The organism is Desulfobulbaceae bacterium, from assembly GCA_015231515.1.
In the GTDB taxonomy this organism is placed as follows: Bacteria; Desulfobacterota; Desulfobulbia; order Desulfobulbales; family VMSU01; genus JADGBM01.
On the sequence record JADGBM010000042.1, the window covers coordinates 1 to 24737 of the forward strand.

The 24737-nt window shown below is 42.9% G+C and carries 17 protein-coding genes; 2 read left to right on the top strand and 15 right to left on the bottom strand.

Annotation, left to right across the window (positions count from 1 at the left end; all coding sequences use genetic code 11):
- A partial coding sequence (locus tag HQK80_08480) for a hypothetical protein (protein MBF0222247.1) occupies positions 1-110 on the bottom strand: 110 nt, incomplete at its 3' end.
- A gap of 133 nt (positions 111-243) precedes the next feature.
- Between HQK80_08480 and HQK80_08485 the strand changes: the two genes are divergently transcribed.
- Both HQK80_08485 and HQK80_08490 read left to right on the top strand, forming a co-directional pair.
- The gene (locus tag HQK80_08485; protein ID MBF0222248.1) at positions 244-690 is read left to right on the top strand and encodes a TerB family tellurite resistance protein; all 447 of its coding nucleotides are present in this window, start codon (positions 244-246) and stop codon (positions 688-690) included.
- Positions 691-1914: a histidine phosphatase family protein gene (locus tag HQK80_08490; protein MBF0222249.1), complete on the top strand. Its 1224-nt coding sequence runs from the start codon at positions 691-693 to the stop codon at positions 1912-1914. It begins immediately after the preceding gene.
- Here HQK80_08490 and HQK80_08495 read toward each other — a convergent pair.
- From HQK80_08495 to tadA, 14 genes are all read right to left on the bottom strand, one after another.
- Positions 1906-3225 carry a DEAD/DEAH box helicase gene (locus tag HQK80_08495; GenBank protein MBF0222250.1) on the bottom strand — a complete coding sequence of 440 codons (1320 nt, stop codon included), beginning with the start codon at positions 3223-3225 and terminating at the stop codon, positions 1906-1908. The two genes, HQK80_08490 and HQK80_08495, sit on opposite strands and share 9 nt — an antisense overlap.
- Before the next feature lie 75 nt (positions 3226-3300).
- Positions 3301-3603, bottom strand: coding sequence for a hypothetical protein (locus HQK80_08500; GenBank protein MBF0222251.1), 303 nt, complete (start codon positions 3601-3603; stop codon positions 3301-3303).
- A gap of 142 nt (positions 3604-3745) precedes the next feature.
- Positions 3746-4735 carry an HD-GYP domain-containing protein gene (locus tag HQK80_08505; GenBank protein MBF0222252.1) on the bottom strand — a complete coding sequence of 330 codons (990 nt, stop codon included), beginning with the start codon at positions 4733-4735 and terminating at the stop codon, positions 3746-3748.
- A gap of 8 nt (positions 4736-4743) precedes the next feature.
- Positions 4744-5580 (bottom strand): deoxyribonuclease IV, encoded by an 837-nt coding sequence (gene nfo, locus HQK80_08510; protein MBF0222253.1) that lies wholly within the window; start codon positions 5578-5580, stop codon positions 4744-4746.
- The gene (locus HQK80_08515; GenBank protein ID MBF0222254.1) at positions 5581-6120 is read right to left on the bottom strand and encodes a DUF1566 domain-containing protein; all 540 of its coding nucleotides are present in this window, start codon (positions 6118-6120) and stop codon (positions 5581-5583) included. It lies immediately after the preceding gene.
- 117 nt (positions 6121-6237) lie between these two features.
- Positions 6238-6840: a hydrogenase iron-sulfur subunit gene (locus HQK80_08520; protein MBF0222255.1), complete on the bottom strand. Its 603-nt coding sequence runs from the start codon at positions 6838-6840 to the stop codon at positions 6238-6240.
- A 2-nt stretch (positions 6841-6842) separates the two neighbouring features.
- The gene (locus HQK80_08525) at positions 6843-9914 is read right to left on the bottom strand and encodes a CoB--CoM heterodisulfide reductase iron-sulfur subunit A family protein (GenBank protein MBF0222256.1); all 3072 of its coding nucleotides are present in this window, start codon (positions 9912-9914) and stop codon (positions 6843-6845) included.
- Between the two features lie 120 nt (positions 9915-10034).
- Entirely contained in the window at positions 10035-14225 is a 4191-nt protein-coding gene (gene fdhF, locus HQK80_08530; GenBank protein MBF0222257.1) for a formate dehydrogenase subunit alpha, read from the bottom strand.
- A gap of 94 nt (positions 14226-14319) precedes the next feature.
- Entirely contained in the window at positions 14320-15675 is a 1356-nt protein-coding gene (locus HQK80_08535; protein ID MBF0222258.1) for an acetyl-CoA decarbonylase/synthase complex subunit gamma, read from the bottom strand.
- Between the two features lie 88 nt (positions 15676-15763).
- Positions 15764-17968, bottom strand: a complete 2205-nt coding sequence (cdhC, locus tag HQK80_08540) for a CO dehydrogenase/CO-methylating acetyl-CoA synthase complex subunit beta (GenBank protein MBF0222259.1) — start codon at positions 17966-17968, stop codon at positions 15764-15766.
- A 32-nt stretch (positions 17969-18000) separates the two neighbouring features.
- Positions 18001-20592 (bottom strand): acetyl-CoA decarbonylase/synthase complex subunit delta, encoded by a 2592-nt coding sequence (locus tag HQK80_08545; protein MBF0222260.1) that lies wholly within the window; start codon positions 20590-20592, stop codon positions 18001-18003.
- A 59-nt stretch (positions 20593-20651) separates the two neighbouring features.
- Entirely contained in the window at positions 20652-22649 is a 1998-nt protein-coding gene (gene cooS / locus HQK80_08550; GenBank protein MBF0222261.1) for an anaerobic carbon-monoxide dehydrogenase catalytic subunit, read from the bottom strand.
- 84 nt (positions 22650-22733) lie between these two features.
- A complete protein-coding gene (gene folD, locus HQK80_08555; protein ID MBF0222262.1) occupies positions 22734-23621 on the bottom strand; it encodes a bifunctional methylenetetrahydrofolate dehydrogenase/methenyltetrahydrofolate cyclohydrolase FolD in 888 nt (295 codons plus the stop codon).
- 213 nt (positions 23622-23834) lie between these two features.
- On the bottom strand, positions 23835-24737 hold a 903-nt coding region (gene tadA, locus HQK80_08560), incomplete at its 5' end, for a Flp pilus assembly complex ATPase component TadA (protein ID MBF0222263.1).

The window sequence follows — 24737 nt, forward strand, 5'->3', positions numbered from 1 at the left end:
AGACCCAGGTCGGTCTGGAAGGTGATGTCCCCGAAGCCAAGGGTGGACATGACGGTGAGGGTCCAGTAAAACCCGGTAATCCAGCTGAACTCCCTGCCCTCGTACATCATGAGAGCGTGAAAAATAATTGAGGGATGCTGAATTTTTAACCTGCATTATATTCACCATTTATTTAAGGTAGTGTAAACAGTATACAATATATTTTAAAACCCTATTTCTACAAATATATACTTGAGGAAACCCATGTTTACTATTGTTAAAAAAATTCTAACCAAAAAGTCTAAGCAATCACCATCTTTAGAGGAAAACACATTAAAAAATCACCTCGCAGCCGGCGTGCTTCTCTTGGAAGCTGCTCATGTTGATAATGAGTGTACAGATCAGGAGATGGAGCATGTGGTGCTGACCATTAAGACGATGTTTAACCTTGATAATGATTGTGTGAATGAACTTTTGGCAGAAGCTCATCGAGTACGAGATAACTCTGTGGATCTCTGGCAGTACACAAATTATATGAACCAGAATTATAGCAAGGAGGAAAAACTGCAAGTGATGGAAGATGTCTGGCGTGTGATTCATGCTGACGGCCAACTAGAAAAACACGAAGATCATTTTGCCCATAAGCTCGCCAACCTTTTGCGACTTACCCATAAAGAGCTGATTGATCTAAAGATAAAGGCTAGAAATTAAATGCAAGATAAACTTTTGATTGTATTAGTAGGACTTCCTGCTCGCGGCAAATCAACAATGGCACGAAAAATAGCGCGTACCATTGAACTTGACGACGTCTCTGTCCAGGTTTTTAACAATGGCGAGGTACGTCGGACTCTTTCTCGCGACAACACCGATTCACCTGATTTTTTCTCACCTCAAAATGAGTCAGGTCAAGATTTCCGTAATAAATGTGCACAAATTAACCTAAATAAAGCCCGAGCCTTTCTGGTCGACTCGGGGAAGGTTGCCATACTTGACGCTAGTAATGTGACTCGAATACGTCGAGAAATGATTGAAAAGATGTTTTCCGACGTTCCTATTCTCTATATTGAGTGTGTTAACGCCGATGAGGAGGCCCTTGAGGCCAATCTTGAGAGAAAGGTTTTCTTGAAAGAGTTCCGCCATCTTCCAGCCCAGACAGCCTTAGATTGGTTCAACAAACGTATTGGCTATTACGAAAGTGCCTATGAGCCCCTCAAAGTAGAGAGAAACCGTATTCTGGTTGACTCTTTTGAGGCCTGTATTCTCCAGGAACATATCACTGACCATATTCCCTATTATGACCGGATACGTGACATTATAACAACCCGTGTTATCAGAAATCTCTTCCTGTTGCGTCATGGCGAAACCTTTTTTAATGTAGAAGACCGTATTGGCGGAGATGCAGATCTTACAGAAAAAGGGCAAGCGCAGGCTGGGGCACTGGCTCGTCATTTTACTCCATGGCGAATTCCAATTATTTTTACAAGTAACCATAAACGAACTCAGCTGACTGCAAGCCCCATTGCGGAAAGACAAGAGCATTGTTCAGTAATTGCTCTGCCCGAATTCAATGAAATAAATGCCGGAATATGTGAAGGAATGACATATGAAGAGATAAACGAGAAAATGCCCCTGATCTCTGATGCCAGAAAGAAAAACAAATACAGTTATGTCTATCCGGATGGTGAAGGCTATGCCTCCATGGAAAAAAGGGTATATCGGGGTTTACAAAAAGTTTTTTATCTCAACAATCTTGATGATAATATTATGATTGTGGGCCATCAGGCTGTTAATCGAATGATTCTCTCGTATTTTGTTGCCAGGCCAAAAGAAGAGGTGCCATTCATCTATATGCCCCAGGATCGTTACTATCATATTCAGGTAGATCCCTACAAACGAATTTTTGAACTCATGCCGTACAGTAAGATCTTATCGTAATCTGCGGCCTCTTGTTTTGCCTCCACTCTTAGTATCTGCAAAGCTGCTCTTTGGAGTACCTTTACCCCGGGTATTTTGTGTTTTTCGGCCATCTGCCTGATTATGATCGAGCGTTACTTTCTTTGCTTTTTTGGGTTTCTTGGGGCGCTGTTTCAAGAGGTGCGTAACAGGAACACTATGGGTTGGCACAAAACCATTTTGAACTTCACGCACCAAAAGCCGCCGAATAAGGGTTTCTATATTAGTAAGCAGGCTCACCTCATCAGCACTGATAAGAGAGATAGCTTCACCTTCAAGCCCGGCACGACCAGTGCGGCCGATACGATGAACGTAATCTTCAGCCACTTTAGGCAGATCAAAATTTATGACGTGCGGCAGTTCATTGATATCAAGACCGCGAGATGCAAGATCAGTTGCGACAAGAATCTGAACATTTTTTTCTTTAAAGGCAGCTAAACTTTGGGTCCGTTCGCTCTGACTTTTATCACCATGAATAGCCGATGCAGAAAAGCCTACCGCCTTGAGCTGTTGAACAAGTTGATCGGCTCCTTTCTTGGTGCGAGTGAAAACAAGAACCTGCCCCCAGCCTTTGTTGCGTAGTAAATGGATAAGTAATCCGGCTTTTTTGGCTTTATCTACTTCATAAACGTACTGGTTAACGTTACTAGCTGTAGAGTTGCGTATGCCGGCATCAATATGTTGTGGATTTTTCAGTAACTTGTTTGTGAGTTTTCGGATCTCATTAGAAATTGTTGCAGAAAAAAGAAGATTTTGTCTTTTAAGTGGCAACAAATCAATGATCTTATTGATATCTTTGGTAAAACCCAGATCCAGCATGCGATCGGCCTCATCGAGAACAAGGGTTTCTAACTGTGCAAACTTCACTGCATTCTTGTTATAAAGATCAAGTAAGCGTCCCGGTGTAGCAACCAGCAGATCAACTCCCCCCCGCAACAACATCATTTGCGGATTTATTTTTACTCCACCATAAACCACACCTGACTTAAAGGAAATATACTTACCATAACTATCAATGTTTGCTGCGATTTGTACAGCAAGTTCCCTGGTTGGTGCTAAAATCAAAGATTTAACATGGTTATTTTTTACCTTAAAACCACCACTTAGGCGCTGTAATATTGGCAGGGTGAAACAGGCTGTTTTTCCTGTTCCGGTTTGAGCTGTTGCCAGAATATCCTTACCGGTTAGTGCTAAAGGTATTACTTTAATCTGAATTGGATAGGGAGAGACATACCCTTTTTCAGTAAGTGCACGAATAAGTGGGTCTGATAGTCCCAGCGCAGAGAATGTCATAACAGGAATCTCAAAAGAACTTGGCAATTTCAGAATGAACCAAAACTATATTGTTGGAGTATAATTTTTTTTGGATTAGAGGCTGGGATCAACTTCCTTTTTGGTTCGAAACCCTGGTTTAGCAAGAATCTCTAAGTAAAATGACTCAAGCAGTTGTTCTTCGGCCTGGGAGATGTATTTATTAATAGTCGATACATGTATAACCTCACAACTATCTTCATTAAGCCCGTATCGGCAATCAAAATCCCAAAAATCTACTTCCGGCGGCAGAGGTTTTCTACGTTCTCTTTTGATATATTTTTTTACTTCATGCTTAATCGCTTCAATAAGCCGGGGAAGTTTTAACTTAGGGTGGGTCAGCTTAAACGTTTTTTTCATTGGGATTCCATTTGGTAGAGTGAGCAAATAAACGAGCAGTAATTAATGACATGATATCATCAATGGCAGGTTTTACATATTAATCTTTCTTAAACCAATTCAGAGCTTACGAGATAAGCGCATTCTCATGATATAGTGAAATTTATTTTGTTTGCAGAAGGTGAACAAAATTCTCAAAAATTTCTTTGTGAAAAAAACCCAGCATCTCATCCTTCATAACCTGTAAGGCCTGAAAAGGAGTAAGTGCCTTTTTATACGACCTTTCTGATGTCAAGGCATCGTAAACATCGGCAATACTGCAAATTCGGGCATAGTCATGTATCTCGTTGCCCGCTAGCCTCTTGGGATACCCAGTTCCGTCCTCTCTTTCATGATGTTGCATGCAGATAACCCGGCACTCTTCGGATAGTTGACCGGCAGCGTCAAGTGTTTTGAAACTTTGATATGGATGGGTTCTCATTCTCTGCATCTCGTGCTCAGTCAATCGTGCAGGTTTATTAATAATCTGCGGATCAACCTTAATCTTGCCAAGATCGTGAAGGAAAAAACCAGCACCAAGTTCATGAATATTATGGTCGCTGTTTCGGCTATATAGGCGTTTTGCAAGAAATATAGATAAAATCCCCACATTAACGGAATGAGTATACGTGTAGAAATCATGCGAAGTAATTCGTAGCATATTAGCGCTAGTTTCTTCATCTGATAAAATCAGATCCGCTATATCAGAAACAACATCTTTGAAATCAGTGATAGCTTCAGCGCTAGGATTAGCAAAAACACCTTCAATAATTTTTTGTGAATTCTGATAAACTGCAAGGGCTTTCTGAGGTGGAGGCATACTGGGGTTGTTAATAATGTTTCGAAGTTCCTGGGACATATTAGTGTCCGGCTTCCATTCCTCTGGTATATCGATACCCTGTGCGGGGTGGGTAATGGACTGGATGTCCAAAGCGGCTTGAGACCGGGATGAATCGAACTGAATTTCTTTCAACCCCGATTTTTGAAGTTTTTTTATTTCAGATTCAGACTTAATCAGAAAACTTGTGTAGAGAAACGAATGATCAAGCCAATTTTGCGGCAGAACAACATACATACCAATTGTAATTTTATTGATGTCAATTGTGTATAACATAGAGGGAATTATTCAATAAGTGCGTAGAGTTGTTGAATCTCCATTTCCCAGATATCACTATTAATGGTTTCAAGTATTAAGGGGATATTATCAAATCGCGGATCATTCATCAGTTTTTTAAAGACATCCCAACCTAACTCTCCATCACCAATAGAGTGATGACGATCGAGCTTTTGGCCAAGTTTTGACTTAGAGTCATTAAGGTGAACACCTTTAAGAAGGTCAAAACCAAGAACATTGCCAAAAGAATTCATTACATCATGATACTTATTCTTAATATCGTAGCCGGCAGCATAAATATGGCAGGTATCAATACAGACGCCTACTCTTTTGCGGTCGACAACACGGTCAATAATATAGGCAAGTTGCTCAAAGGTATAACCAAGGTTTGTGCCCTGCCCTGCGGTTGTTTCCAGGACAAAAACAACCTTTTCTGTTTCAGTAATCGCTTTATTTACACCTTTGGCTATCAGCGCTAAGCTCTCCTCTTCTGACGCCTCTCCGAGATGGCTTCCTGGATGAAAATTTAATACAGAAAGGCCAAGTTGTTCCACCCTTTTAGCTTCGTCAATAAAGGTAATAACTGATTTTTCTCTTTTCTCGAGATCTGGATTACCAATATTGATCAGATACCCATCGTGGGGTAAAACGTGTTCTGAACTAATACCAGATTTAAGCAGATTGACCTTGAACGAGTTAGTGTTTTCTTTGGTCAAAGGTTTAGACGTCCACTGACGTGGACTTTTGGTAAATAAGGCAAAAGCGTTAGCGCCTATCTTGCTGGCATTTAAGGGCGCATTTTCAACGCCACCAGAGATACTTACATGGGCACCAACATATTTCATTTAATATCGATCAAACCCGTCAGGAGACGTACCCCTTACAGCCCTTACATAATAAGTTCTCTTCTTCTCGGTTGTTTGCCGGCCAAAAACCACCTTTTTAGGCAAAATCTCACCGTTACCACACAGCTCCCACGAAATGTACTCAGATGGCATTGTGTTAGGGAAAGCCTCAAGATTTATATGTGGTTCTTCGTTTTTGGTTTCTTTAAGCTGAGTCAGTTCGATAACGGTTGGTAATCGCCAGTCAGAAAAACCACCGAATTTGGTATCATTAAGTATTTCGATTAACCCTTTCTTGACCTTTGAATATTTGTAGGTGTCTGATTTTGAATGAATACCTAGAGAATTGCTTTTTACCTCCCAGTAAAGTCCAGTAGAAGAGTCATAGGTAATTGACCATTCTGTAGCATCATTAGACAGCTCATTACCATTTTCATCGAGTTTTGAATATCGAATGTCCAATGAGTAAGCAAATCCCGCAAAATAAAAAAGGAATATAGCTATGATGGTTATACGCGTAAAATTTAATTTTGTTTTCATCATTTATCCTGATTAGCGATGATCTTCCGCAGCACACCTAAAGTCTTATTTCCGAATCGCTTTTGCCCCGGAACAAACTTAATGTCCTGCGGACGGAATTAACGGCTCCTAAGTCGGTTAACTCAAGCCAGCGGATATTGTTTTAGATAATTTGTCATCAATAGTTTGAATTATTGTAGCATCGTTGAGTTTACTTCCTTCCTTTCGAAGTGTCTTCGTAACATTACCGAAACCAACCCGAAGTTTTTTATCACTTACAAGCTCCAAGGCCTTGTTTATACGTTCTTTTACTTCTTCTGGCTTTAGCCCTTCAGCCTGTCCGAGCGGGCCGAGATCTTTGATAAGTGCGGTATATTCGGTAATAAGTTGAACAAACCGAGGTGCCTCAGCCGCCGAAGCCCACTTAAGATTATATCGTTCGGGTTTAATGCCGATTTCAGAAAGCACCTTTTTTACTAAAGCATCAACACCCATTGCATCGTAATTACCAACCTGGTAATGACATTCGCCGAGTTGTCAGCCGCCTGTAAAAATGCCATCAGCACCTTCAGCAAAAGCCTTCAAGATAAAGCTTGGATCAATTCGTCCAGTGCACATAACCCGGATTGTCCGCAGGTTTGGTGGATATTGATAACGTGATACACCGGCTGAATCAGCTGCCGCATAACAGCACCAATTACATAGAAATCCGAGAATACGTGGATTGAAATCTTGACTCATGATTACTCCTCAATAATTTTTCCAAAAGCCTCTATCTGGGAGATGATCTGTTCGTTGGTGAACCCTCCCATAGAGATAGCAAATGTAGGACAGTGCGCAGCACAAATTCCACATGCCTTACAGGAAGCGACTATGGTTTCAGCTTTGCGTTTATTATTTTCATCTTTGGTCATTATTATAGCTTTAAAAGGACATAGGCTTTCACAAAGTCCACAGCCGATACAGGTTTCTTTATCAACACAAGAAACAATTGGATCAACGGAAACCTTACCTTTCACAAGTGGCATTACAGCTTTTGAAGCAGCAGCCTGAGCTTGGACAATTGTCTCATCAAGCGGCTTTGGCGCATGGGCCAATCCACATACGTAAACTCCGGCAACCGGCATTTCAACAGGACGAAGTTTTACGTGGGCTTCAAGGAAAAACTTATCTTCTGTAACCGGCACCTTGAGTAATTTACTGATAACCGAGGTATCTTCAGGAACAATACCAACACTTAAGACAATGAGTTCAGGTTCAAGGGTAACTTTTTCCTGTAGAATTGGGTCATTATAGGTGATATGTGCAGCAGTACCCTTCCTGGCAATTTGAGGCATATCAGCAACATCGTAAGGTACAAAAACAACACCCTTCTCACGTGCTTCACGATATTTTTCTTCGGCATACCCATAAGTTCTCATATCACGATAAAGAATAATTACCTGAGACTCTGGAGACAGATCTTTAATGGTAAGTGCATTTTTTACAGCGTGATTGCAACATACCTTACTACAATAATTCAAATCATCACCGCGCGAACCAGCACACTGCACCATAACGATTGACTTAGGGGCTTTTGATTTTGTGGCGCCCTCTAATTTTGTTTCCAGTTCCTTCTGGGTAACTATATTGGGGGCAATAACAGGTTTTTGGCCTAATACGGTTTCAGGCTGATGCTGACGCCCTCCGGTAGCAAGAATAATTACACCATGATCAATGGTTTGCTCAACTGTCTTGCTGCCCTTTTTAGTCGAAATAACAGAAGAAAAATTACCAATAAAACCAGATGTTTCAGTAAGTTCTGAATTAGTGCATATATCGATCAGCTTATTGTTCTTGGCTAACTCAATCATTTTATCTAAAGATTTAGTGGTATCAACCCCGAGTATAGTCTTTTTAATGTCGAGTAAATTGCCACCAAGTTTAGACTGTCGTTCAATTAAGGTACAATGAAATCCTTGCTCGGCAATGGTCAGTGCTGCGGTAATACCAGCCACACCGCCGCCAACAACAATTGCCTTGGGTGTAACTGGAACAGTTTGTTCGGCAAGTGGTTTAATGAGGTTTGCCTTTGCAACACCCATTCGAATAAGATCCATTGACTTTGTTGTAGCAAGAGCAGGCTCATTGGCATGCACCCACGAACATTGGTCGCGAATGTTGACCATCTCAAAGAGATTTCGGTTGAGCCCGGAATCTTTTAATGTTTCTTGAAACAATGGCTCATGTGTTCGAGGTGAACAGGCAGCAATAACAACGCGATTAAGCTTATGTTCCTTTATCTTCTGCTTTAGTACTTCCTGGGCATCCTGAGAGCAGCTGTAGAGCGACTCGGAATGATAAACAACATTTTTCATAGTGCCGGAATATTTATCAACCCTTGGCACATCGACAATTCCACCAATATTTATACCGCAGTGACAGGTAAATACCCCGATACGAATCTCTTCTTCTTGGATATCGCGTTCGTCTGGATATGTTTTAATCACATATCCTTTGCCACGTTGATTTTTAAGGAGTCCGGCAGCAATGCCGGCAGCTGCACTGGATTGGGTTACACTCTCTGGAATATCTTTTGGTCCCTGAAAAGCCCCAGCAACATAAATACCCTTTCTATTAGTATTTAATGGCGTGAAAGGAGAAGTCGCACAAAAATCGTATGCATTCAATTCAATGTCGAATTTTTTTGCAATTTTTTGTGCATCTTTGGGGGAATCCAGGCCAACTGAAAGGACAACCATATCAAATTGTTCAAATTGATGTTTGCTGTCCATAGTAGAATAAGTAAGCTTCAACCCTTTCTCATTCCAAGGCATAACATCTGCGACTTTAGCACGAACAAATTTAATACCAAATTGTTCTTTAGCACGTTTATAGGCAGCGTCAAAATCCTTACCCTGGGTTCGAATATCCATATAGTAGATGGTAATATCCAATGAAGGGTCATGCTCTTTGGCGACCATTGCTTCTTTGATGGCATACATACAGCATACCGAGGAGCAATAGCCGTTATCGCAGCCCAGATCTCGAGAGCCAACACATTGAATAAAGGCAATTTTTTTAGGATGGCGATTATCCGAAAGACAGAGAACGTGTCCTTCAAAAGGCCCAGATGGGTTAAGCAATCGCTCAAATTCAACACTAGTTACGACATCCGCATGTTTTCCATAGCTATATTTTTGCAAAGTTTCATCGGGAATTCGTCCAAAACCTGGTGCTAAAACTACAGCGCCAATTTCAAGTTTTCTATTCTTTGCTTTTTGCGTAAAATCAATTGCCTTGCTACGGCATACCGGAACGCATATCTGACAGGTGTTTTCGGTTAAATGAAGGCACGAGTCTGGATCAATGTAATACGTAGCAGGGACCGCTTGCGGATAGTCAATGTGAATTGGACGGGTTAGATCCAATCCTTCATTGTATTCATCTATGAGATGCTTCGGGCAATACGTGGTACATAGCCCGCATGCAGTACATTTATCAGCATCAATATATCGAGGCTTTACTTTTACATTTGCGACAAATGCACCAGGTTCACCTTCAAGAGTTTGAAGATCGGCGTTACTGATTATTTCGATGTTTGGAGACCGACCGGCCTCTACTAATTTAGGTGCCAGGATTCAGAGTGAGCAGTCATTGGTTGGAAATGTCTTATCCAGCTGTGCCATAACACCACCAATGGCCGCTGATTTCTCAACTAAATAGACATAATAACCAAGATCGGTAAAATCGAGTGCAGCTTGTACTCCGGCCACACCACCACCAAGAACCATCACAGCACCAGAGGTGCTAGATGTTGCCTTTGCTGGTGTCATCTTGGTAGTTTTTTTAGTGCTGGCAGCTTTTTTGCTCTTCACAGCCTTTGCCATAATAATTGCCTCTTTCTTTTATCAAAATTGAGCTGTTAACTAGTAGCATTTAGTCGTAAATAAAAACTAATAGCTTTTAGCTTGTTTCTCTATTCGTACTGCACAAACCTTGGCCTCGGGAATTTTACATACCGGATCAAGTGCATCATTTGTTAAGAGGTTTGCACAAGCTTCCTTATAGTGAAATGGTATAAATACTATGCCTTTATTAACTTTTGTGGTGATATAAGCCGGTAGTGAGATTTTTCCGCGACGAGTTAGTGCATTCACCATATCTCCATCAACTACATTGATACTGCTAGCATCATCCGGATGAATTTCAACATAGGGTCCGCGGTCAGCATCTTCAATAACCTTTGATCGTCTGGTCATGGTGCCGGTGTGGTACTGTTGAAGAACTCTGCCGGTTGATAGAATTAATGGATATTCACTGTCAGGTGTCTCATTTGGAGCATGCCATTCAATGGCGCTGAACAGTGCCTTTCCTCTCGGGAATCCATTTTCGAAAAGAATTGGCGTGCCGGGATGATCAACTGTTGGGCATGGCCATTGAATGCCCTCGTTCTCAATCCGCTCATAGGTAATCCCCGCAAGTGCAGGCCACGCTTGACCCATCTCCTCGAAAACTGATTGAGCAGAAGTTATAGCAGCGGCTTTAAATGCTGACTCTCCACCATGGCGATAACTCTCAAAACTATGGCTTGGTATGGTGTTGAAACCATATTGCATACGAGCAGAGATCATATCAATAATTGTTAAGTCATCACGCGCTGTACCAGGTGGCTCAACTGCTTTTCGTATACGCTGAACACGTCTTTCAGTGTTGGTAAATGTACCGTTTTTTTCCGCATATGAAGCCGCCGGCAGGACAACATCAGCCATTTCAGCAGTTTCTGTGAGAAATATATCCTGTACAACAAGAAAATCGAGATTTTCAAAGGCTTCACGTACATGCGTCGTATTTGGATCACTCAAAAGTGGGTTCTCACCCATGATCCAAAGCCCTGACAACGTTCCATCAAGCATGGCATGTGTCATTTCAGTTGCTGTCAAGCCAGGCTTTGAAGGCAGAGTGACATTCCAAAGAGTTTCAAAACGTGCTCTGGCCACATCATCATCAACTTTCTGATATCCAGGCAGTAAAGTCGGCAAGCAGGCTGCATCACTGGAGCCTTGAACATTGTTCTGCCCACGTAGTGGATTAAGACCTGCGCCATGTTTACCTAAATTACCTGTCATCAACGCCAGGTTGGCCAAGGTAAGCACATTGTTTGTCCCAGAGGTATGTTGGGTGATCCCCATGGTATAGTATATTCCAGCGCAATCAGCTTCGGCGTATATCTTTGCTGCCTCAATAATATCTTTTGCTGCTACACCAGTTATCTCCTGTGCCCACTCAGGTGTGCACGACTTAATGGAAGCGGCAAAAGCATCAAAATTTTCAGTTCGTTCACGAATATACTCTTGGTCATGCAGATTATTTTCCAAAATAATATTGCATATGGTGTTGATCAAAGCGGCATCTGTTCCAGGGCGATGTTGTAGCCAAATCGTAGCATAATCAACTAAAGGAATTCGTCTGGGATCAGCGACTACCAGCTTAGCACCTCTGCTAACGGCTTTTTTCATGCGCTGACCAATAACAGGATGTGCCTCTGTTGTGTTGGATCCAATCACAAATAAAGCATCATTGTCTACAATACCTGCTATATCATTACTCATCGCTCCAGAACCAAGTACTGCGGCCAGACCGGCCACCGTAGGACTGTGTCAGTAGCGGGCACAATGATCAACATTGTTGGTGCCAACTATGGTTCTAAAGAATTTTTGGAATGCGTAATTTTCTTCATTAGTGCATCGGGCTGATGACAACCCGGCAAGGGCGTCAGAGCCATTGTCGGAAATTATACAACGAAAAGCACCCGCCACAAAATCCAAGGCTTCTTCCCAACTGGCAGGTTCTAAAGGCCCATTTTTTCGACGTCGAACCAGAGGAGTTGTCAACCTGTCAGGGTGTTGAACAAATTTTGAGCCAAAACGACCCTTTATGCAAAGATCACCATAATTAGGTAGACGATCTAGGTCTGATGAAACTTCCATCAAGGTGTCGCCCTTAACTTTAAGCTGTATTTGGCATCCTGTCCCACAATATGGGCATGTTGTTGATACCAGCCGCACATCCTCATTAGTTATCGGCACGATACAATCTTTTTTATTTAAGGCACCTGTTGAACAGTTATCGACACAGGCCCCACAGGACACGCACTTATCGTTAAATTTAAAGGATAGTTTAACTGGTCTGCCTTCAGCATCAAACTCTGAGCAACCAAGTTCAATTGCCTCATAATCACAACTGTTTTCACAACGTTTACAGTAGATGCATTTATTCATGTCAACAATAATGGCAGGATGACTGTCATCACGTGAATACATCGGTTTTACGGGCATACCGGATTTATTAGGATCAGCGCCATAATCAATAGAAAGGCGTTTATAATCACAGCGGTCAAAGGCGGTACAGCCGCAGGATAGACAGCGGGATGCCTCTTTTATGGCCATGTTTTCTGTGAAGCCTAGTTTAATCTCGTCAAAATCCTGAATACTTGTTGCGGGCGTCCGTGTAGGCATCTTCTCTCGAAGCTTTACCTGAACTCCTTCAAAATTTGTCAAATCAACTTCATCAAAGGATTTGCCCCGGCTGAAATTAAAGCGACTTTCGGCTGGCGGTTTGAGCTCATCCATAACATAACTATGAATATTTTCAGAAGCACGCCGTGCAGAGACGACGGTCTGAATAACTGTCCTGGTTCCGGAAACTGCATCACCAGCAGCAAATATGCCATCAACAGTAGTTAATGAGGTGCGAATATTAGCCTGTAAACAGTTACTATCCGATAAACTGAGACCAGCTTCAATGCCGCCGATTGAAACCTGGTTTGCACTGAAGGCAGATTGTCCCAATGAGTAAATCACGGTATCAACCTGAATTATATTAGTAGAGCCCGGAACTGCTTCAGGATTTCTCTTCCCTTTTTTATCAGGTTCACTAAGACGCATACGAATAAGCTCTACATCAAGACCATCCTGTGCTTCAACAATCTGTACCGGCGAGGCTACCATGAGAAATTGCACACCTTCATTTTCAGCCTCTTTAACAATACGCTGATTTGCAGGCATACCTGTTCGTGATTTGGGGTAAATAATAGTTACTTCATTAACTCCAAGGCGCAAAAGCGTTCTTGCTGACTCCAAAGCGATGTTGTTTCCACCAATTACCGCGGCACGCTTTCCAAGCTCCTTCTTTTTGCCAATCGACACATCTTTCAAGAAATCTGTAGCGGCCCATACTCCTGGCAGAGTCGCCCCGGGAATTTCGAGTTTTTCCGGTACAAGGGCTCCAATTCCTATAAAAGTTGCCTTAAACCCCTGATCTTGAAGATCTTGTAGAGAAAAATCGACCCCCCATTTCTGATTAAGTTTAACAGAAATACCCATTTTCAGTATTGCTGTTGTTTCATAATCAAGAATATTTCGGGGTATTTTGTAGTCCGGAATACCATAACGCATCATACCGCCCAGTTGAGGCATGGCCTCAAAGACAGTAATATCATGACCTTTTTGGGCAAGATAATAAGCAACAGTGAGACCGGCGGGACCACCACCAATAACGGCGATTTTTTTACCGGTTGGCTTTTCTTTATGGATGTTTAAAGCAATATCATTGTCCATGCACCAATCTGCTACAAATCTCTTCAGGTGATTGATTGAAACCGGCTCATCAACTAAAAGACGTCTACAGCGAGTTTCACAAAAACGCGGGCAAACACGGCCAACTGAAAATGGAAAGGGATTACGTTCCATTACCAAGCGCAGAGCCTCTTCATATTCGCCCTGTGCTACATGGGCAATATACCCTTGTACATTGATTTGTCCTGGACAGGTAAGATTACAGGGGGCCTTACAGTCTCCAAAATGCGTTTGGGTGAGAATTGAAAGTCTATTTTTTCTGTGTTCGGATAATTCGGGAGAATCCGTCACAATTTTCATACCATCAACTATTAGAGTTGAACATGAAAGAACGAAATCCGGTGAACCAGCAACTTCAACAACACACAACCCGCAGCTTTGCGCTGAAGTTTTTCCCTTGACAGTACAAAGGGTTGGAATTGTTATGGCGGACCGTGAAGCTGCTTCCAAAATGGTAATACCATCCTGGGCAGTGATTGAGTGGTCATTTATGGTAATTGATACAGGCATATTAGATACAGTGATTATCCAATTGTTTTTACGCGCAACTCTAGTGTATTAATCATCACAAGAAAACTGTTACTGATGATAAAAGTTAAAATGATTACTTAGCAGGTTTCCAATCTTTGAGGAAAGCTGGCATGTGGCCAGCTTCACGAGGTCCGATTGTAATTGTCCAGTCAGGCAGCTCTTCTTCAAGTTCACCCTTGATGGTAGCAAGATATCCTGGGATAATAAGTTCACGATGTTTAACTTTACCCTCAATGCCATTTTTCTTAATGAACTGAGCAATAAGATCTGCCCCAAATTTTCCTGCTGCCCAGGCTGTCAAGACACTCAAGCCTTCGGTATCTTTTATGAGGAGCCATGAAGGTACTTTGGAGCTTTCAATTTCACCAGAAACAATAAAATACGTCAGTGAGAAGTTACACGTAATGACAACGGGGGAGTTTTCTCCAGGGCCATTAATGGGGTATATGTCCTCTTCAACAACCATAGGTCGCTGTGGGTCAGTAAATATATTGAGTCTTTCCAGTAAAAGCGGGAACAATGTTTCACCCTGAAGATCGGAAAGAACTATGATTCCGGTATATTTAGCAATCATAACAGAAGCAATCATCGCTTCCATAAGCGGATCATCAGTCATTTCACAAGGAAAATTAATTGATGAAAAGCCTAACGGCTTAAATTTATGATTGATCGCAGCACGTCTTGAAGCAACACTGTCTTCAAAGGCAGATCGTATTGTCCGTGCACCGGTATCAATCATCAAATCCTTATGGCCATCAGCGATTAACTGTTCGGTAATTGCAATAGTGGTATCAATAGTTGTTCCCTTAGCAACAAGCGGGCAATTAGTTTCCTTGGCGACCTTTGCCATATCAGCGGCATTAGCGGTAGTTGCGGCATAAAGCAGAGGTTTTTTATCTTTACATAGTTGAGCCGCTGCGGACATATTCGCTGCAGAGTCAGAGATCAAAATAAGATTTGCAGTAGGTGCTCCAGCCTGGACCTTTTTAATAAGGGCTGTAAAAGATGCTTCATCATTTTTAGCATCCTTCACTGCGATAAGCTCAGCCCGCATCAAAACCCCAACACGTTCATACTCAAGTTCATTGAAATTTTTAATACGACTCTCAACCGCAGAGTTATCCATTTCAGTTGTAACCAGAACAGCGATGCCAGTTGGATTTTCAAAACGTTTTTCATGTCTGAAAAGGCAGGTTTCTCCCCCTGTGGTATAGGCCTTTTCGCCATCACCTATTTTCACAGTTCGAATCGGAGGCGCAGACGCTTCGCCAATCGTTGCGATAACATCAGCATCAACATATGGACATTCACCGATTTCAATTTGTCCTGCTGCTACCTTCATAGCAAAAGCGAGGCAGGTAGGTATTTTACATTCCCCACAGTTTTTCTTAGGCAGCATTTTCAGGATTTGTATGCCAGTTAAAGCCATTGTTATTTTCCTCCAGTATATCGAGATATGTACTAATTTATAGTAACGAGATAATTAAAATGTAAGTGTCATCAATTAAAAAAGAACTTTATACAACGGACTCCATTTCAAGTGCTGGATGTCCTTTCTCTTTAAGGAATTTCATGATCTCTTCTTCGGTCTCACCAATTTCCTCAGTGGCGATCATATCATAAAATTCCGGCATACCCATTTTTTCGCACTGTATCATCAGTTTATCTTTGATCTCTTCTTTAAGGGCTTTTGGTAACCAGACAATGCGTTTAAGACCACCTTCAGCAATGAGCAGTTTAGAGCTTGATATATAATGTTTAGAAACACCCATAAAACCAGGTGTTTGAGCACCACCACCGGCCATACCAGCCAATGTTGTGAACTTCATCCCGGATGGTGTCATCCCTCGGAAGTCACGATCAACAATCATAACGCCATTACATTGGGGCAGCATTGCCGCGATACACTCAAAACATCCACAGGCAGTCATCGGGCTGTTCATCAATGAGTAACATGAGACATCCGGCACCGCGCCACGAGATGCCTGGTTAACAAACTGATTGATCCCCTGAAAGAAACCGTTCTTATCATCAAGACATTCGCCTTTTTCAATCGGTTGATTGGGGCCTGTGGGGTTAATCTGGTAAGAAGCCTTACCGTCGAGCCAGTTATATGCACCGCACATCCCGACTCGCTCAGGAGTGATTACACATACATGGCTTGGGGCAAAAGACTGACAGAGAGTACAAGAGTAGAAAACATCCTCTGTTTCGTCAGTCATACTGCCAAGACGAAGATCACGATCGGTGTAGACTTTTTTAGCAAGCTCTTGAACTTCAGCAACCTTTTCAGCAATGGTGTAGATTTTGACCTGAACTTTATCTAAAATGGCGCCAAACTCCTGATGGAGTTTTCCATGCAAGACGCGCCCTACATGTTTAAATGAAAAACCTTTTTCAACTGCACCCTTGCCAATTCGTACCCACATGATATTACGTTGGCCAATATGCATAATTCCTTGGATATAGTTAATTAAATGGTGAAATTGTCTTTCGAGAATCGGCTCAAAATCTGACTGCATTTCACGCCCGGCTACTTCAACAAGAATTGCTATTGGAAGATTCTGCCCCTCTTTAATATCCTGAATATCGGGTCCCTCAACAATTACCAGACCATCTTCAACTTCATCCATCTCTTTGGAAATAAGAACCTCAACACCCGGGGTTCGACCACCACCACATTCCATGAAAAGGTCGTCTTTACGAATACGCTCACCCTCAAAAGCAGGTCCAAAAGACATTGGTATGTCTATTTTTGTTACATTTACCTTAAGACCACGAACCTCTATCGCTTTCTGTACAATTTCATCATGTGGCACTCTACTGACCACATGTTCATATGTGCAGATTCCTGTTGGGAGAACCTCTGGTATATCGTAATCAGAAATTGTTGGAAATCCCCAGTTAATGGCTCCAGCAGCATTTGCATACCATTCGTCACTTACCTCGCCAAGAGCCATTACAAAGGCATAGGTTCTGTCCTTGTTGTAAATCAGATTTCCTATTGAATCGCCAGGTTTGATACCACCAAAGGCCATAGCAACACGACAGGCAAAACCAATAGCGAAAACAGCAGAGGTGTAAGTAGGACCAAATGGTACCAAGCGTGTATTCCAACCAACCTGAACCCCCTCTTTAACGAGTTGGTCAGGCATATACGTACCTTGATTATGGTCATGCATGAAGATATATAAATTCTTCTCCTGAAGCTCTGTCGCAATTTTTTTAGCTATTTCTGAAGTTGGAGGGGCACCAACAATTGCAGCAAACCCTGGAGCCGAGCCATCCACAAATTCAACGCCGCGTTTTCTGAAAATTACATCATCGGCTGCGCCCAACCACAAATTATCATCAAGCGGATCTTCAGTTTTTGTATAAAAATTCGGTTCATTCAAATAACGAATCGCCTCATACATCTCTTCAGCAAAAAATGTCGCCATACCTGCATCAAGCGCCGGGGCTAGATATGGGAGCCACACTTTGTCACTGACTAAATCCGGCAGAAGTTTACGACACTCCTGGAAAATCTCCTTCATGTCGCCAATTGTTTGAATCTTAGCGCCGAGCATACTGTATATGATTGGTAGATAATATGCCGTATTTGGAAAAGCGACCTCTTGCTCCTGGCCGTATTTCTTGACAGCCGCTTCGTAACTTTCCTCAGCCATATCGACAATTTTATGCGCCCCACGAATGGCTGCTGAACATATAATTTTAGACATTTGTTACTCCTTTGCTCAAACGTAATTTATTGTTAGCTCATCAGGCCTTTAATAAGTGATTTTGCTAAATTCATAGCATGTGGATGTCTCATAATAAGAAGATCACCGCCACAGAGGAGCATACAGGCTGCTGTAATTGCTTCCATCATAACGCCACGTTTTTCTTGATCACCTAATAAATTATCAGAGGGCAGACGACACTCTTTGGCTTTCCACACTTCGCGTCCAAGATTACAGATAAAAGGTACCTGGAGTTTTTCATCCTGCTGAGTAAGTGCAGCTATCCTGATCCTTTCCATGACAGAATAGGTATATTCAATACCATAACCTAGGGCACCAACAGATGGATCCATCATTACATTATTGAGAGAAACACCAAGGTTTTCGAGCAGGATATTTAACTGTTTAGCCAGGTTTACATCGATCGGAGAGGCTGCAACCATAGGATGATTGAAAGCCATTGCTGTTGCTCCAAGTGATCGGTAGTTGGCGTCTGACAATGGTGCCAGGCAGACCTTCTTGTCACCAATCGTAGATGTTATTTCACGTAAGGTGTCTGTGTCCTTATCAGAATTACCGCAGCCCCAGATAATCAGAGGGACATCAACCGCATTTATAACAGCACTTGCAGTTTTTGCAGCTTCCGACGAGGACCTGTCAATACCATTTGGATCAGTACTGACCAGGGAAAGGCATATTGCTTCAGCACCATATGTCTTAACACATTTCTGGGCCCAGGCTGCCGGATCGCCAAGGACATCGGCAAAATGACGCCTCAGGGTCTCTGGCCACTCATCAGTATTGGCATCAACCACATCGAGAGCGATAAGAGGTTTATGATTCATTTCACCTTCGAAAAGTTGAAATGGCAGTGTGTTGGTCGCACCAACGGAAATCGTATGCCCTTCATTTCCCAAAACAGTCTCACGGATAGCACCTGTGTAATTACGTACATAATGATTTTCCGGCAATTTACCGGCGCGTTCCTTTAATGAACCACTTGCTGCTTTTAATTCAGCCGCTGAGACTTCAGCTGGCTGTGTTGCAGCAGGCGCAGCGGAAGCGGCTTCTGCCGGCTTTGGTTGTTCGACTTTCTTGGCTTCTTCAGCTTTTTTAGCTTCCGCAGCAGCTTTTGCTTCAGCTGCCTTCTTGTTTTCCTCGGCAAGACGGTTGGCCTCTTCAGCTGCTTTTTCATCAGCTTTGGCCTTAGCTTGGGCTGCAGCTTTAGCATCAGCCTCTTTTTGGGCATCGGCAATTGCCTTTGAGTCATCAACAGTTGCGGGTTTTATTTCTACTGCTGGTGCAGGTGTTGCGACTGGAGTGACAGCAACTTGCGGAGTAGCTGCTGGAGGATCTTTTAATAAAATTGCTTCGGCACCGGCAAACTTCACCAATGCTTCAAACTGATCATCTGAAAGACCGTAGGCCTTTTTCAAGGCATTTAAGCCAAGTCTTACAGATTCAAGCGCCAATTGACGTTCCTTCTCATTCATTGCATGTTCTCCTGCGTCTTTATCTTCAGTCGTAATTAGTGTTGCTGTGCCGGTACCCTGTTGAACTGATAGGGCTTGCTGCTTCGCGTTCTCAACAATTGCCAGGGCCTCTTTATGTGCAGCAGCCAGAATCTCTTCTGCTGAAGAGCTTGTTGTCGTTGAGGTAACAACAATTTGTTCAGTGGGAGTCAGGGTCGGAGCAATTACCATATCAACTTCAGGACGTTTACTGAGACCAGCACGCGATAGAATTTCAGGTACAGCGCTCTCCCATTCGATGGCCATAACATGAACGCCGCTTACACCTTCTATTTCCTTAACTTGATTGATAATATCGACACAAATATTAATGCCTTCATCTTCTTTGTCTTTTGCACCTTTTAAGCGCTCGATAATCTCATCGGGCACGTCCATGCCAGGCACGAAATTTTTCATATATCTGGCCATACCTAACGAGCGAGGTGGCGTTACTCCAGGGAGGATATATGCCTTTTCGTGCAGTCCAAGCTCTCTGGCCATTCTCATGAACTCAGCAAACTTTTCTACATTGTAGACAATCTGGGTTTGAATAAAATCTGCGCCATTCTCAATTTTCTTGCCCATTCGAGCGGCACGGAATTGTGCGGGACCAGCAAAGGGATTTGCTGCCGCGCCCAAGAAAAGTTTAGGCTCATTATCTTTTATTTTTTCACCGCATTGAAACTCTTTATTGTCACGAAGACCGCGCATCATCCCAAGGAGTTGGATGGAATCCATATCGAATACGCCCTTGGAGCCAGGATGATTCCCAAATTTCTGATGATCACCTGTAAGGCAAAGGAGATTCTTTAGCCCTAAAGCAGAGGCCCCAAGAATGTCACTTTGCATGCCGATACGGTTACGATCTCGACAGGTCATTTGAATGACCGGCTCAACTCCTTCTGAAAGGACAATCAAGCCGGCGGCAATGCTGGACATGCGAACTATTGCGGTCTGGCAGTCTGTAATATTAACTGCATCAACATGCCCCTTGAGAATTCGGGCCTTTTGCCGTACTGCTTCCAAACTGCTGCTTTTTGGTGGCCCTAGCTCACCGGTAACAGCAAATTTGCCTGATTTAAGTATTTGTTCCAAGCGACTGGCAGACTTCATTAATTGTATTCCTTGCGCTATTAATTGACTAAAATTAGCTCATAGTGCCTTACTTCACACTAGTTGGCTTGAGGCCCCGTGCATCCGACTCCGGCGATTGAGCCACCTTCAAGATCCCGTCGCATCTTCATATCCATGAGCACTCTTTCTGCCTTCTTATTAATGCCAAGTGCTTCTCGCTTTTCGTCTATCTTTGCGATCATAATTCTAGCTATTTCTTTTGGATCACTGGCGACATTCCAGTGCGCACCAAGTTGATCCGCAATACCCTCAAGAAGATATTTGTTGAACTCCTTAGCACCTGTTGTTGGAAGGTTCTGGAATATAACCTGAGCACCACTGGCAACAAAATACTGACCGATAGCAACAGCTTTCTCGCTCATCCACAATGGCGCTGTACCAATGGCCGGCAGATCAGAGATGTCATCACCGAGTCCGCCCTGCTTGACCATCTCAGTTGCCGCAATAAGCACCCTGCTATTATCGACACATGACCCCATATGCAATACTGGCGGCAAACCGACGGTCTCACATATTGAAGCAAGACCGTCACCGCAATATTTAGCAGCTTCAGGTGTTGCTAATCCAGCACGGCCTAAGGAAGTTGCTGCACATCCGGTAGCAAGGACAAGCACATTATTTTTAATGAGTTCTCGTGCTATGATTTCATGGGCGTCATCAGCTAATTTAAAATTATCACAACCAACTATGACCCCGATACCACGAATACGACCATTGATAATATTGTCGTTAAGTGGTCGGTAACTTGCTCTGAATCGACCACCTAACATATAGTTAATGGTTTCATGACTGAAACCGACCACGACATCGAGTTTCTTTTGTTCAGGAATATAGAATTTCTTGCTGCGCTTTTTGAAGTTCATAATCGCGTGAGTCAGTATCTTCTTGGCGGACTCAAGTGCAGCGTGTTCTTCAAACTGGATATGAACTCCGCCTGGCATTTTGGCTCGATAATTTGTGGTGATGATATCGGTATGCATGCCCTTGACAATCTCACCAACCGACTGCATTACGCATTGAACATCGACTACCATTGCCTCCACCGCACCGGTCGCCAGGACAATCTCCTGCTGAACAAATCCTGCAGCAACCGGAATTCCGCGTCGCATTAATATCTCATTACCAGTACAACAGACACCGGCAAGATTAATCCCTTTAGCCCCTTGTTTCTTGGCCAGATCAAGCATTTCGGGATCTTGTGCTGCAATACACAGCGACTCAGCCAGAAGCGGCTCATGACCATGTACTGTAATATTAACCTGATCAGCCTGCAAAACACCTAAGTCAACGATAGAGCGTCGCGGCACCGGGGTACCGAACATTATGTCCGTAAGCTCAGTTGAAAGCATTGATGAACCCCAGCCATCGGCTAAAGCACAGCGAGATCCCTGCAGCATAATATTTTTATACTCTTGATCAACACCCATATGGGTTCTGTGCATCATCTCAACAACTTCTCGATCGAAGCCACGAGGTTCAATGCCAAGCTTTTTCCACAATTTTTGCCGTGGTGCGGGAGCGCGTTTTAGCATGGTAATCGGTGTATTATCCTGACTGCCAAATTCAGCAAGTGCTTTTTCGCCAAGCTCGAGCGCGATATCATTAACTTCACGGTCATCAGTTGCAATATCAAACACTTTTGCAAGTTTTTTCAACTTATCAACATCTTGAATTTTATGCGGTCCATTGCCCTTAGCTGTCTCAATAAAACCGCGAACCATTTCACGGGCATGATCGGTGTGTGCAGCAGTTCCGGCCGCAATAATCCGCGCAAAGTTTCTTGCTGCAACTGTGTCTGCAGTAGCACCACAGATACCAATCATTTCGTCAACGCCGTCAATGATCTGACATGGACCCATATTGCAATGCCGGCAGCAGACTCCTCCTGAACCAAAAAGGCATGCCGACATACCGCGGGCTTCTTTCCTGTGATACGCCGTCTTCACATCTTTAGCGATATCCTGTTGTAGCACTTCAATAGTTGATTGACAGGTGATTCCGTCACAACTGTCACATTCTGTTCGTTTCTTTGCCATTATTTTCCCTCAGTCTGTATCACTCTATGGAGCAACAGTTTTCAAATGCCAGGGCCAAGTAAGATTTTTATTTAAATGAATTTTTTATAAAAGTCCAGCGGCAACTTTTGCAGCCTGAACGGTGTTTTTCATTAACATCGTAATTGTCATTGGCCCAACTCCACCTGGAACCGGAGTAATAGCAGATGCTTTTTCTTTTACACTTTCAAAATCAACGTCACCAGCCAGAATTGCCTTGCCGGATTCACTCATACCTATGCGGTTAACACCGACATCAATAACAACAACGCCATCTTTAACCATATCGGCAGTAATCATTTTTGGTACACCTGCAGCTGCAATTATGATGTCGGCTCTCCTGGTGTGTTCTGCCATATTTTTAGTACGAGTATGACATATAGTTACGGTTGCATTTCCAGCCTGCCTTTTTTGCAGCATAAGGTTTGCTATGGGTTTGCCAACTATATTACTTCTACCAACAACGACAACTTCGGCTCCACTGGTGTCAACGCCTGAACGCTGAATCAACTCCAGAATACCATGAGGAGTGCAAGGCAAAAAGCATTGTTCGCCTAGAATCATTCGGCCAACATTCACAGGGTGAAAACCGTCTACATCTTTATCGGGGTCGATGGCAGTTAAAACATTTGCCTCATTGACGTGTTTTGGAAGGGGAAGCTGAACCAGAATGCCATTGACTTTGTCGTCATTGTTGCATTTTGCAATAAGTTCAAGCAGCTCGGCTTCAGCTGTATCAGCTGGCAGGTTGATCTGTTCTGAGTTTATACCAATGTTTTTGGCAGTTTTATTTTTAGCGGTCACATAAGACTGTGAGGCAGGATCTGCTCCCACCAGAATTGTAACCAGGCCAGGGACTACATTGTGTTTTTCCTTGAGTTCTTCAATCTCTTTCTTAAGCTCTTCACGAATTTCTTTAGCTGTTTCAGTACCACTGAGAATTTTTGCGCTCATAGCTCACTCCTTAATTATTATCGAAAATTATTAGTATCTTAATATATATTTTGGATGCTGCGGACAAATAAAGGGTAATACAAGAAAGCAGCAGTTCGGCAGATACAGTTTATGTAAAATATTTTTCAAAAATTCAAAAAAATATACTGTATTGACAAGGTGTTAGCAATAGGTAGATATACTAAAAAAACATCACTTTTTGAGGTGTGATTTTCAACTTTTTCTGGTGCGATCACCCGCCAACTTAACCATGATTGCGTTGGCCTGAGCAAGGCGGGCTGCCAGGGCTTTAAAAAGGTGGGAGGATACATCTGGATACTTTTCAATGATTTCCGGTAATTTATCACCAGGATAACGCTTTATGACAGAACGGCCCTTTGAGACAATGCTCGCCGATCGCACCTCCTTGGTGATTGCCGACATTTCACCAAAATACTCACCAGGCTCAACAATTTCGGCAATCTTCTTACCATCTTTTACAACCATGACGGCGCCCTGAATGAGCTTAAAAAAATCAATATCTTTATTGCCTTGTCGTATAATGGAATCACCATCTTCATAATTTTCAACATCTGGATTAACGAGATAGGCGGGGAGACTTTCCTCGGTAACTACTGTTTTTCGATTTACTTCAGCAAAACAGGTAACCCCCTTAATCATCTGCTGAATACCAGCATTACGCAATGGAACCATCCCCTCCTGAATTGCTATTTTCCGCAGTTGATCTTCCGGCACCTCGGCGTTAATAGCCTTACTGACTTCGTCGGTAACCTCCATGAGTTCAAAGAAACCAACACGGCCTTTATAGCCACCGCCATTACAGGTTCCACACCCCTTTGGCTCATAGAGCTTAAGGTCGTCTGTAATCTGTGACTCCTTAAAACCAAAGGCTAAAAGTTCTGCCCTGTCACGAGGTTCTTCTATACCCTTACACTCTGGACAAAGTCTGCGGCCTAAGCGCTGCGATTGAACCATTGTTATGGCGGAAGCAAGCATATATGAAGGAATGCCGATGTCGATTAAGCGGCCAATTGTGGCAGGACAGTCATTGGTGTGAAGAGTAGAAAGAACAAGATGACCTGTCATAGCAGCCTTAATTGCGACCTCAGCTGTTTC